The sequence below is a fragment of the Alsobacter sp. SYSU BS001988 genome (assembly GCF_054796215.1).
In genome coordinates, this window is the sequence record NZ_JBTAMK010000001.1 from 336,157 (window position 1) to 348,582 (window position 12,426).

Consider the following 12,426-nt stretch of genomic DNA (forward strand, 5'->3'; position numbering starts at 1 on the left):
GACGCGCGGGCCCGGGCTGCGGTTACGCCGTCGTAACCACCGCTGCCCCACTGCTGACAGGCTGGAACGTGGCGATTCGGGCCCGCCCCAGCAGCGTCGATCTTGCGTTCGGGAGAGTGTCTTTGGCCGCGTGCTTGAGTTTCATCGTACTTCGGATCGCCGCATCGCCGCAGTCGCGGCCTCGGGCGGAGCGCGCCTGATGGGCGAGATCGTCCGCTTCCGCCACCGCGCCCCTCCGGCGCCGGCTCCGGCCCTCTACGACCACGATCCCGAAGACGAGATGCTGGCCGAGGCCTACGGCGCCGCCTTCGCGGCGGCCGAGCGCTATGAGCGCGAGCGGCGCAAGGAGCGCGAGCTATACGCCAGGGTCGAGGCGCTGACGCGCGAGAACGCCAAGCTCAAGGCCGAACTCGCCAAACGGCGCGGAGCCAAGCCCAGGAGCTGACCTCGGCCGGCGGGCCGCTTCCTTGCGCCAGGCGCGCTCCCATGTTAGTGAGTGATCGTTCACTTACTAAGGAGCGCCACTGTGACAGCCGGATTGTTGGGGACGCGCCGCTTCGCACCGCTCTTCTGGTGCCAGTTCTTCTCCGCCTTCAACGACAACTTCCTGAAGAACGCGCTCGTCGCGCTGCTCGTCTACGTGCTGGCGAGCTCCAATGCAGGAACGCTCGTCCAGGCGGCGGGAGCCATCTTCATCGCGCCGTTCTTCTTCCTCTCGGGGTTGGGCGGCGAGATGGCGGACAGGTTCGACAAAGGCCTGATCGCGCGGCGGCTGAAATTCGCCGAGATCGCGGCGGCGGGCCTGGGCGCGGTCGGCTTCGTGCTGCACTCCGTGCCGATCCTGATGACGGCGCTCGGCCTGTTCGGCGTCGTGGCCGCGCTGTTCGGCCCCATCAAATACGGCATCCTGCCGGACCACCTGAAGACCGAGGAGCTTCCCGCCGGCAACGCGCTGGTGGAGGGCGCGACCTTCATGGCGATCCTGCTCGGCACGACGGCCGGGACCAAGGCCGCGACCGGAACCGAAAACCCGCTCTGGGTGGCGGCCCTCCTGGTCGTCTTCGCGCTGGCCTGCTGGGGCTCGGCCGCGCTGATCCCGCGCACGGGCGAAAAGGCGCCGGACCTGAAGATCAATCCCAATATCCTCGGCTCCACGGTCGGCCTGCTGCGCGACATGTGGGCGGACACGCGCATCTGGCGCGGCATGATCGTCGTGAGCTGGTTCTGGCTCGTCGGCGCAGTGGTGCTGGCGCTCCTGGCGACGCTGGTCCGCGACCGGCTGGGCGGGACCGAGAACCTCTACATCGCCTGCATGACGCTGTTCTCGCTGGCCATCGCGGCCGGCTCGCTGCTCGCGGCGTGGATGGCGCATGGACGGATCATCCTGCTCCCGACCGCCATCGGCGGCCTGGCCATGGGCGCGTTCGGCATCGATCTCGGCCTCGCCACCTGGGACGCGGCGCGGGCCGCCGCGCCGATCGGGCCGGCCGAGTTCTTCGCCACGGGCCGGGGCGTCCGGGTCGGGATCGACCTCGTCGGCCTCGCGGCCGCGGCCGGCCTCTATATCGTCCCGGTCTTCTCGGCGGTGCAGTCCTGGGCGGGCGAGGATCGCCGCGCGCGCGTGATCGCGGCCGGCAACGTCATGCAGGCCGGCTTCATCGTGGTCGGCGCGCTCGGAGCGGGCGCCCTGCAGGCCATGGGGCTCACCGAGCCGCAGCTCCTGGCCGGGCTCGGCGCGCTCAATCTGGGCGCCGGCTTGCTGGCCTTCCGGCTGCTGCCCATCAAGCCCTTCCGGGAGTTCCTCTCCATCGTGTTCAGGGCCGGCTACCGCATGGAGGTCGTCGGCCTGGAGAACATCGACAAGGCCGGGCCGAACGCGATCATCGCGCTCAACCATGTCAGCTTTCTCGACGGCGCGCTGGCGCTGTCGCTGACGGACCGCGACCCGGTCTTCGCCATCGACCACACGATCGCGCAGAAATGGTGGGTGAAGCCCTTCGCGCGCCTCACCCGGGCGATGCCGCTCGACCCCACCAAGCCCATGGCCACCCGCACCCTCATCAACGCGGTGCGGGGCGGCGACACGCTGATCATCTTTCCGGAGGGCCGCCTCACGGTCACCGGCAGCCTGATGAAGGTCTATGACGGCGCGGGCCTGATCGCCGACAAGTCGGACGCGATGGTGGTTCCGGTGCGCATTGAGGGCCTGGAGGCGACGCCGTTCTCGCGCCTCTCGCCGGACCAGGTGCGCCGCCGCTGGTTTCCGAAGGTGCGCGTCACCATCCTGGAGCCGGTGCGGCTCGCGGTGGACCCGGCCCTCAAGGGCAAGAACCGGCGCCTCGCCGCCGGCGCGGCCCTTTACGGGATCATGTCCGACCTCGTGTTCCGCACCACCCGCACGGACCGGACCGTGGTCGACGCCGTGATCGAGGCGGCGCGCGTGCACGGCCCGGGTCGGACCGCCGTGGAGGACCCTGTCGCGGGGGCGCTCAGCTATCGCAAGCTGCTGGCCGGCGCGCGCGTGCTGGGGAGCCGGCTCGCGCCGCTGGCGGGACCCGGCGGCGCCGTGGGTGTGATGCTGCCCAACGCCAACGCGGCCGCCGCCGCCGTGCTGGGCCTCATGTCGGCCGGCCGCACGCCGGCCATGATCAACTTCACGGCCGGCGCCGCCAACATCCTGTCAGCCTGCCGCGGCGCGCAGATCGAGGCGATCGCCACCTCGCGCGCCTTCGTCGAGAAGGGGCGGCTGGAGCCCCTGGTGGAGGCCATCAAGGCCGAGGTCAGGATCGTCTATCTGGAAGACCTGCGCGGCTCGATCGGCGCGTGGGACCGGCTGCGGGCGCTGCTCGCCTGGGATCGCCCGCTGGTCCGGAGCAAGCCGGACGACCGCGCCGCCATCCTGTTCACGTCGGGGTCGGAGGGCGTGCCGAAAGGCGTCGTGCTTTCGCACGCCAACATGCTGGCCAACGCCGCCCAGGCCGCCGCCCGGATCGACTTCGGGCGGACCGACACGGTGTTCAACGTGCTGCCCGTGTTCCACTCCTTCGGGCTGACGATCGGCCTCATCCTGCCGCTCGCATCCGGGGTGAGGGTCTATCTCTACCCGTCGCCGCTGCATTACCGGCTGGTGCCGGAGCTGGTCTATGGCAGCAACGCCACCATCCTGTTCGGCACGGACACCTTCCTGGCCGGCTACGCCCGCTCGGCGCACCCCTATGACTTCCGGTCGATCCGCTACATCCTGGCCGGGGCCGAGCCGGTGAAGGAGACCACGCGCCGGGTCTACATGGAGCGGTTCGGGCTGCGCATCCTGGAAGGCTACGGCATCACCGAGACCGCCCCGGCGCTGGCCCTGAACACGCCCATGTTCAACCGCTTCGGCACGGTGGGGCGGATCCTGCCCGGGATGGAGACGCGGCTGGAGCCGCTGCCGGGCGTCGAAGGCGCCGGGCGGCTCCATGTGCGCGGCCCGAACGTGATGCTGGGCTACCTCAAGGCCGACAATCCCGGCGTGCTGGAGGAGCCGCCGGAGGGCTGGCACGACACGGGCGACATCGTCACGATCGACGACGAAGGCTTCATCACCATCCGCGGGCGGGCCAAGCGCTTCGCCAAGATCGGCGGCGAGATGGTGTCGCTGGCCGCCGTCGAGGCCCTGGCGGCCGACCTGTGGCCCGGCGCGCTGTCGGCGGTCGGGAGCCTGCCCGACCCCCGCAAGGGCGAGAGGCTGGTGATGATCACCGAGAAGACGGGTGCGTCGCGGGCCGAGTTCCTGGCCTTCGCCAAGTCGCGGGGGGCGTCCGACCTGATGGTCCCGGCGGAGATCGTCCCGGTCGACAAGGTCCCGCTGCTCGGCTCGGGCAAGATCGACTTCGCCGCCGTCTCGCGCCTGGTGCGCGAGCGCGGGGAGGTTCGCGCCGCCACCCCGCCGGCGGCCTGAGGACCGGGGCATGCGGGACGGCGCCAAGACGCGCGAGCGGATCTGCGCGGAAGCGCTCGCGCTGTTCGCCCGAAAGGGCGTGGACGGCTCCACCGTGCGCGACATCGCGCAGGCGGTCGGGGTCTCGGAAGGAGCGCTCTACCGGCATTTCCGCTCCAAGGAGGACATCGCCCGGGAGATCTTCGCCACCCGCTATGCGGCGCTGGCCCGTGACGTGCTGGAGATCGGGATGAGCCGGGACGGCCTGGAAGCCCGGATCGGCGCGCTGGCGCGGCGCTTCACCGGCCTGTTCGACGAGGAGCCGGCGCTGTTCGCCTTCCTGCTGGTGAACCAGCACCAGCATCTCGGAGAGGTGTCGGGCGCGGCCGCCGAGAATCCGGTCGAGGCGCTGCGGGCGGTGTTCGCGGAGGCCATGGCGCGTCGCGAGATCGCGCCGGGCGACGCCGACCTGCTCGCCGCCATGGCGCTGGGCCTCGTGGTGCAGCCGGCCGTGTTCAGGATCTACGGCAGGCTCACCGGCAGCCTCGGCCAGCACGCGCCGCAGATCACCCGCGCCCTCATGGCGACGCTCAGGCCGACCTGACGGCCGCGCTTCCTACGCGACGCGGTTGACGAAGCCGCCGGCGGGCGGGACGTCGGCGGGGCGGATCGGCTCGAGGCTGTGCGACCACAGGTCGGTCTGCTCGCGGACTTTCCCGTCCAGCGCCTCGACCTTGCCGGCCGCGTCGGCCGGGGCCTTGGCGTCGCCGGACAGGAGGGTGAGCGCGCCGCCCCAGGAGGCCGCGGCGTCGCCTTGCGAAAGCGTGCCGTCGTCATTGAGCTTCACCAGCGCGCCGGACACGTCGAACTGGTCGCTGAGCCGCAGGATGGTCATGTTGATCAGGCTGCGGGTGCGCGTCACGCCCTCGAGCAGGGATTTCTCGTAATGCGCCGCGGTCTGGGCGGCGGCGTCGCGGGCGGCGTCGTCCGAATAGCCCTGGGCCTTGTAGAAGTCCTGCGCCGAGGACCGCATCGCCTCCATGCTCTCCTTGCGGCCATTGTAGAGCTGGATGTTCATGTTGTGGATGGACATGAGGCTTTTCAGGTCCGCCATGGCCTCCTGCCCCCACTGCGCCGCATGGGCCGGGGAGGGAAAGTCGAGCTTGGACCCCCAGGAGCCCGAAGAGGTGGAGTTCTGAAGCTTTTTTTCGTATTCGGCGTCAAGCTGAGCTAAAGCTACAACTACATCTAAACGATCTAAATCGTAGCTCTTAGCCAATTCATCCAAATTTTTTTTCTGTCAGTTTTATCAGGCCCAGTCCATTTCGAGATATCAATGCTTGCTTTCAGGCGCTCAGCGTTCTCCTGCCGGACAATGGCGGCTTCGTCCGATCTATTTTGAAAGCGGCGATCCGACATCGCGGAGCGCATGTCCGTCTGGACGAGCTGCGCGGCCGTGGCGCTGATGGGCGAATTGGCGAGCAGGTAAACCATGGCTGAAACTCCTGGCAGAACGGGCTAATCCAGGCTGCGCTCTTTAGCCCGACATCCCGAAACCGGGACAGTCGAGAGAAGCAAAAGCCACGTCAGCCTCGTCGTAATACAAACAACTTAAACTCATGATGCGAATAATTCGTAACCAACTAATCACTTCACCACCGTTTTAAATTCTCGCATGAGTTGCTTAAACGACGTACGCAACCTGACGTATAGATTGCGCGCACGTCACCCCAGCGTTATCGCTATCTCTCTTTCATTCATTCATTCATCATGGGTTTCATCATGACCACCATTGCGGGCGTAGCGGGCGACACGCTGTATGGGACCGACAGCAACGACGATCTCAACCTCACGCAGATGTATCGATATCCTTTCTTCAACTATCCGAACGGGTACGGAGGCTTCTACTATGGGGTTTATGCAGTCTACCGCGTATCCGCGGGGTGGGGCAGCGACCTTGTCACGGGGACAACCTATTCGGACAGGTTGGATGGGGGAGCTGGTTCCGACACGATATCGGCTGGCGGTGGATCCGACGTCATAGAAGGCGGCGATGGAGCCGATTCTATTTCCGGAGGCGACGGCGACGACCTGATCATCGACAGTGGATATGCCTATCTCCGTGACGATACGATCGATGGCGGCGACGGAGCGGACACGATTCGTGCCGGGTCCGGAAACGACGATGTCACCGGCGGGATCGGGAGGGATTCGCTCAATGGCGAGAGCGGCGACGACACCATCCATGGCGGCGCCGACGCCGACACGATCGACGGCGGCTCATCCTGGAACGGAGATTGGCTGTACGGCGACGAAGGCGCCGACTCGATCACGGCGGGCTATGGGGCGGACTGGATCGACGGCGGCATCGGCGGCGACACCGTGGTGGCCGGTTCCGGGGCCGACACGATCTTCGGCGGCGCAGATGGCGACAACCTGCAGGGGCAGTGGGACAATGACCGCATCTATGGCGAGGCCGGCTTTGACACCCTGGATGGCGGTCAGGGCGACGATTATCTAGCGGGTGGCTGGGACAACGACACGCTGATCGGTGGAACCGGCAACGATACGTTGTCGGGCGATACGGGCGATGACCAATTCAGGTTTGACGGCCCCTATGACGGATTCGACGTCATCGATGGCGGATCGGACCGCGATATAATCCTGGCCTCGTCATATGGCACGGTCATCGGCCTCAAATCGGTGACGGGCATCGAAGTGATATCGGCCCCTGGCAACAGCAACGTTCAGATCCTTGGCGACGGCTCGCGTAATGTCTTCGACTTCACCAACGTCACGCTGACCAACATCACCAAAATCAGCGGCGGCGCGGGGGATGACATAATCCTGGGATCGTCGTCGTCAGCCGATTTCGTTTCCGGGGACGACGGCAACGATTACATCGGCGGCGGCGACGGCGACGACACGCTGGCGGGCGGCACGGGCGACGACACGCTGGTCGGCGAAACGAGCGGGCTGAATCAGCTCGACGGCGGCGTAGGATATGATCTGGCGGTCTACCAGGGAACTCGCGCCGATTATCAGATCACCTCGTCGGGCACGACCACGACCGTGCGGCGACTGATCGGCGGAATTGTTGATGGGCGGCATCAGGACACCCTCGTCGATGTCGAGGCCGTGCGCTTTGGCGATGGGACGACGCTGACGCTGAACAATCCCCCTTCCGCACCAACGGATTTCGATGGCGCCGCCAACAGCGTGGCGGAGAACGCCGCGGCCGGGACCTATGTGGGCTACACCGCGCGCAGCACGGACCCTGAAGGGCAGTCCGTGAACTACTTCCTGCTCGATGACGCTGGTGGACGGTTCGCCATCGATCCAGTGTCGGGTCGCGTCACCCTCCGAGACCCGCGCCTGATCGACTTCGAGACCGCGACCAGCCACACGATCCGGGTCGCGGCGAGCGACGGGCTCAATACGGCCGCCTCGATGGTCGTGATCCAGGTGCAAAACGGCAACGATGCACCAACCCTTGTGACTGACGTCAACACGCTGGCGAATGCGGTGAAAGAGAACGCAGTTGTGGGCGCCTCCGTGGGCGTGACGTTGCGGGCCACCGATCCCGACGCGAATGCGCTCACCTATGTGCTGACAGACACGGCGGGCGGGCGCTTCCGGGTCGATCCCGTAACGGGCGTCGTGACAGTCGCAAATGGAGCCTTGCTCGATTACGAGATCGCGCAATCCTACACGATCACGGGACATGCCGTTGATAACGGAACCCCTCAACTGGCTGGACCGGATCAGACCTTCACGATCGCGATCAAGGACGTTTTCGATCCGCTGACCTGGGCCGGCACGGAAGGGGCCGACCGGTTCACGGCCACGACGGATACACAGGGGTGGGTTCTTGACGGAAAGGGTGGCGACGATTCCATCGTCGGCAGCGCTTTGGCGGACAATATCACGGGCGGGACGGGCAACGACACGATCGACGGCGGCGCCGGCGTCGACACCGTCGTGCTCTCTGGGCGCCGCTCCGAGTACAAGATCGCGCTCGACGACGATGGCGCTGTCGTGGTGACGCGAACCGCGACCGGCGAGCGCGACATCGTCACCAACGTTGAATTCTTCAAATTCACGGACGGCACACAAGCCTTGAGCGCCGTGTTGCCCGCCAACCTCTTCATCAGGGGGACAACCGGGCCGGACAAAATCGCGGGCGGTAACGGGCTCGACACGCTGATTGGCGCAGCGGGGAACGACACGATCTCGGGTGGTGACGGGCGGGATCTCATCCTAGGCGACGACAGTGCGGGACTCGTGAGTTCCATCCGCAGAGTTTCGGTGAATGCGAGAGGCGAGCAAGGGAGTGGCTGGACCTATGATCCGGTGTTCTCGCCCGACGGGAAGTACATCGCCTTCGCCAGCGAGGCGACCAACCTTGTCTCTCCCGGTGTCGATACGAATGGGACCATTGATGTATTCTTGAAAGATCTGACAAGTGGCGAGGTCACGATTATCTCAATCGCATCTGGCAGCGTCGGGAATGGAATGTCCCTTTCACCGACCTTCTCGAGGGACGGGCGCTACATCGCCTTCAAGAGCTATGCTTCGAATATGTTCAGCAACGACTACAATGGCGGGTCGGACATTTTCGTTAAAGACCTAGTGACCGGACAGATCTTCTCAGCAACCACGTCATACGGCAACTTTTATAATACGAATCCGGATAATCCGGCGTTTCTCGGCGACAGCACGACATTGATGTTCTCCGTTTACGGCAGTGGGTGGGGATCAAACATCCTGCTCTCCGATTTCATGAGCAGTGAGCGCAAGAGCGTCCCTGCGACGTGGTCGTACTCTTACTATTATGCATCGCCCACGGCGTCGGCTGATGGCCAATTGATAGCGTTCAGCTCAACTGACCCGAACATCGTATCAGGCGACTATAATGCAAGCCGGGACATATTCTTGTATAACGCCCAGAATGGCGTCATTTCGATTGCTTCCAGGAACAGCTCAGGCCAGCTTACAAATGGGAATTCATTGCTGCCCACGCTTTCGCCCGACGGACGCTACCTCACCTTCATCAGCGCTGCGACCAATCTGGACCCGGCCGCGACGAATGGAACCAATCAGCTCTACTTAAAAAATCTTCAAACCGGAGCCGTAACGCTGCTTTCGAAAAACGCAGACGGCATATCGGGCGACGCGCAATCCGGGGCAGCCGTGTTTTCGAGCAATGGCCGCTACGTTGCGTTTTGGAGTAGCGCGTCGAATCTGATCTCGGGTGCGAATGCGCTTGGAGGCAGCCAAATTTATATACGCGACCTGCTTACGAATGAGATCGCGGTCGTCTCGACAAACAGTTCAGGCGAGTTCGGAAACGGAGAATCCGACCAGCCGGTCTTTTCCGCGGATGGAAAATCGATCGCTTTTCGAAGCACGTCGTCAAATCTCGTTGCCGATGACACCAATGGATCTCGTGATATTTTTGTCAAAGACATAGCCAGCGTGTTCTCGTCGGCTGGAAACGACAGCATGTCAGGTGGAGCCGGCCGCGACACGATCATAGGCTCTGGCGGCGACGACAGCCTCGACGGGGGCAGCGGAGCCGACAGTCTCGTCGGCGGACTGGGGAACGACAGATACGTCGTCGACGACACCGGCGACATCGTGGTTGAGTATGCATCGCAGGGGACCGATGGCGTCAATTCCTCGATCAGTTACACGCTTGCTGCAAACTTCGAGAACCTCACGCTGACCGGCGCCGCCGCCATCAATGGCGTCGGCAATGAACTGGCGAACTATCTCACCGGAAACGGCGCAGCCAACCGACTGGACGGTGGGGCGGGCAACGATACTCTGGTCGGCGGACTCGGGGCTGACACCCTGGTCGGAGGCTCGGGCAACGACGATTATGTTGTCGATGACGCCCTTGACGTCGTGGTCGAGTCCGCGGGCGAAGGGACCGACACGCTGCAGTCATCCTTGTCCTACATCTTGCAGGCGAACTTCGAAAACCTCACGCTGATCGGAAACGGCCGCCATCGACGGCGCCGGCAACGAACTCGCTAATGTGATCACCGGCAATGCGTCCGCCAATAGCCTCGTTGGCGGGGCTGGCAATGACACGCTGTATGGCGGAGCCGGCGTCGACACGCTGGCGGGCGGGGCTGGAGCCGACGCCCTCGTGGGTGGAACCGAGAACGATGTCTTCGTGTTCGGCCCTGGGTTTGGGACCGACCGAATTACCGATTTCGACCAGGCCGGCGATGACCAGTTGCAGTTTTCGACTGCGGTGTTCGCGGACTGGAACGCCGTCTGGTCCGCCACAAAACAGGTGGGAGCCGACCTTGTGATCACCAAGTCGGCGACGGACGCGCTCACCCTGAAGAACGTCGCCCTGTCGAGTTTCGCGGCGGACGATGTCAGATTCGTTCCCTAAACCAGGAAGTCGACCGCCCGGCGCAAGTCGCCGGGCGGGCCGATCGTTGCATACCCGTGCGCAACGATCCGAATTTGTCTTGGTGATGAGCCAAGGTCGCATAGCTTTATCTCGCTAATTATTTTGGCCTTTTGCAGAATCTTGTCGCAGCAGACCAAGCGCGTGGCGCTTGCGTTCTGTCGCGGCGATTCAACCTGGCATTGACCTCACGGGAGGCTCTGCGCCCGCGCGGTTGCGGATGCGGTCCAGATCGTCGGCGGAGTTGCCGAGCAGCTTGACGGTCGCGGCCCGGGCCGCGGCCGGGTCGCCGGCGCAGATGGCCTCCATGACGGCGCGATGCTCCGCCAGCGCGCGCTTGCGATGGTCGCCGGTGGCCGCGATGGTGAAGCTCTGGCGCAGCGTGATCTCGAACATCTGGGCGATGGGCCAGAACATCTCGTTGCGGGTGGCCATGTAGATCGACTTGTGAAAGGCGATGTCGGCCTCCACGAAGGCGTCGTTGTCGGGCGCGGCCTCCATGTCCTCCACGGCGCGCGTGATCGCGCGGCGGTCTTCGGCCGAGGAAGCGGTCGCCGCCAGGGCCGCGGCTGCGGGCTCCACCGCGTTGCGCAGCGCGAAGAGCTTCTCCAGATACGCGTCCACGTCGGTGCTGGCGAGCCGCCAGCGCAGCACGTCGGGATCGAGATGGCTCCACGCCTCCGGCGGCCGCACGCGCGCGCCGCTCTTGGCGCGGGACTCGATGAGCCCCTTGCCGGTGAGGATGCGGATCGCCTCGCGGACCACGGGACGGCTGACGCCCAGCATTTCGCAGATCTTCATCTCCGAGGGCAGCGGGTCCCCCGGCCGGATCTCGCCGCGGATGATGCTCGTCCCGATGCGGTCCGCCACCTGCGTGTGGAGATTGCGGACGATCCCGCTGGCGCTCCTGAACATGCGTGCCTTCGTGTGCTGCGCGCGACGCGGCTTGCCGACCTGTCCAATCTAGTCTTACATTCATCCCAGATGAAGCCCGTTCAGAGACTCATCGACGAGAGTGGGCGCGAGACCCGCCTCAGGAGGAAACACATGACCGGATCCCTGTCCCGCCGCTCGCTGCTGCAGACCTCGGCCGCGCTCGCCGCCGGCGCCGCCTTCGCGCCCGCCATCATCGGCCGCGCCTCGGCCGCCACGATGAAGATGAAGCTCTCCTCGTCGCAGGCCAACGACCCGAAATACGCCAATGGGCGCGTCTATTACGAGAACCTGGTCAAGCAGCTGAAGGCGAACGGGCTCGGCGAGCAGGTCGAGGTGGCGTTCTTCCCGGACAACCAGCTCGGCCAGGAGATCGACGTCATCAACTCGGTCAAGCTCGGCGTGATCGACATGATGGTGTCGGGCTCGTCGATCTCGGCCAATTTGGTGCCGCTCGTCGGCACGTTCGATCTCGGCTACCTGTTCTCCAGCTTCCCGCAGCAGACCAAGGCGTTCGAGGCGGGCGCGGCCAAGCCGATCGAGGCGGCGCTCTTGAAGAACGCCAATATCCGCGTGCTGGCCTGGGCTTATAATTTCGGCTCCCGCAGCGTGCTGGCCAAGAAGGCCGTGAAGACGCCCGAGGACCTCAGCGGCCTGAAGATCCGCACCCTCCCCAACCCGGTCATCACCGAGTGCCTGCGCCTGATGGGCGCGGCGGCCACGCCGCTCGCCTTCGGCGAGATCTACACGGGCCTGCAGGCCGGCGTGCTCGACGGGCTGGAGCACGATCCCCCGACCGTGGTGGCGAGCAAATTCTTCGAGACGGCCAAGTTTTACAGCCTGACCCAGCACAACTTCTCGCCGCTCGCGGTCTATTTCAGCGAGAGCACCTTCGGCCGCATGGAGCCCAAGCTGCGCGACGCCTTCGTGGACGCCGCCCAGAAGGCCGCCGCCGACACGCGCACCCACGGGCTCGCGGTCGAGAAGGAGGCGCTTGACGTGCTGGCCCAGAAGGGCGTCACCATCATCGACTGCGACCGCGAGGCCTTCCGCAAGCGCGTCGCGCCGCAGACGGAAGCGTTCGTCAAGGCGCGGCCCGAGGCCAAGCCGATCGTCGACGCGATCAAGGCCGTCCAGAGCTGAG

General features: G+C 65.2%; 9 protein-coding genes. 6 read left to right on the plus strand and 3 right to left on the minus strand.

What is annotated here, in order from left to right; genetic code table 11:
- Positions 1 to 199: 199 nt before the first annotated feature.
- From ACYVO7_RS01450 to ACYVO7_RS01460, 3 genes are all read left to right on the plus strand, one after another.
- Positions 200 to 445, plus strand: a complete 246-nt coding sequence (locus ACYVO7_RS01450; RefSeq protein ID WP_460448073.1) for a hypothetical protein — start codon at positions 200 to 202, stop codon at positions 443 to 445.
- Positions 446 to 526: 81 nt separating this feature from the next.
- On the plus strand, positions 527 to 3,940 hold the full coding sequence (locus ACYVO7_RS01455) for an acyl-[ACP]--phospholipid O-acyltransferase (RefSeq protein WP_460448074.1): 3,414 nt from the start codon (positions 527 to 529) through the stop codon (positions 3,938 to 3,940).
- Positions 3,941 to 3,950: 10 nt separating this feature from the next.
- Positions 3,951 to 4,523 (plus strand): TetR/AcrR family transcriptional regulator, encoded by a 573-nt coding sequence (locus ACYVO7_RS01460; protein WP_460448075.1) that lies wholly within the window; start codon positions 3,951 to 3,953, stop codon positions 4,521 to 4,523.
- Between the two features lie 12 nt (positions 4,524 to 4,535).
- Here the strand turns inward: ACYVO7_RS01460 and ACYVO7_RS01465 are convergent, their stop codons facing one another.
- Positions 4,536 to 5,033, minus strand: coding sequence for a hypothetical protein (locus ACYVO7_RS01465; protein ID WP_460448076.1), 498 nt, complete (start codon positions 5,031 to 5,033; stop codon positions 4,536 to 4,538).
- 143 nt (positions 5,034 to 5,176) lie between these two features.
- Positions 5,177 to 5,413, minus strand: coding sequence for a hypothetical protein (locus ACYVO7_RS01470; protein ID WP_460448077.1), 237 nt, complete (start codon positions 5,411 to 5,413; stop codon positions 5,177 to 5,179).
- Positions 5,414 to 5,701: 288 nt separating this feature from the next.
- On the opposite strand from ACYVO7_RS01470, the gene ACYVO7_RS01475 reads away from it, so the two are divergent.
- Together ACYVO7_RS01475 and ACYVO7_RS01480 are read left to right on the plus strand one after the other, a co-directional pair.
- Positions 5,702 to 9,961: a cadherin domain-containing protein gene (locus ACYVO7_RS01475; RefSeq protein WP_460448078.1), complete on the plus strand. Its 4,260-nt coding sequence runs from the start codon at positions 5,702 to 5,704 to the stop codon at positions 9,959 to 9,961.
- A gap of 1 nt (position 9,962) precedes the next feature.
- Positions 9,963 to 10,331, plus strand: a complete 369-nt coding sequence (locus ACYVO7_RS01480) for a hypothetical protein (protein WP_460448079.1) — start codon at positions 9,963 to 9,965, stop codon at positions 10,329 to 10,331.
- Between the two features lie 189 nt (positions 10,332 to 10,520).
- Here the strand turns inward: ACYVO7_RS01480 and ACYVO7_RS01485 are convergent, their stop codons facing one another.
- Entirely contained in the window at positions 10,521 to 11,264 is a 744-nt protein-coding gene (locus tag ACYVO7_RS01485) for a FadR/GntR family transcriptional regulator (protein WP_460448080.1), read from the minus strand.
- A gap of 132 nt (positions 11,265 to 11,396) precedes the next feature.
- On the opposite strand from ACYVO7_RS01485, the gene ACYVO7_RS01490 reads away from it, so the two are divergent.
- Positions 11,397 to 12,425, plus strand: a complete 1,029-nt coding sequence (locus ACYVO7_RS01490; protein WP_460448081.1) for a TRAP transporter substrate-binding protein — start codon at positions 11,397 to 11,399, stop codon at positions 12,423 to 12,425.
- Position 12,426 lies beyond the last annotated feature (1 nt).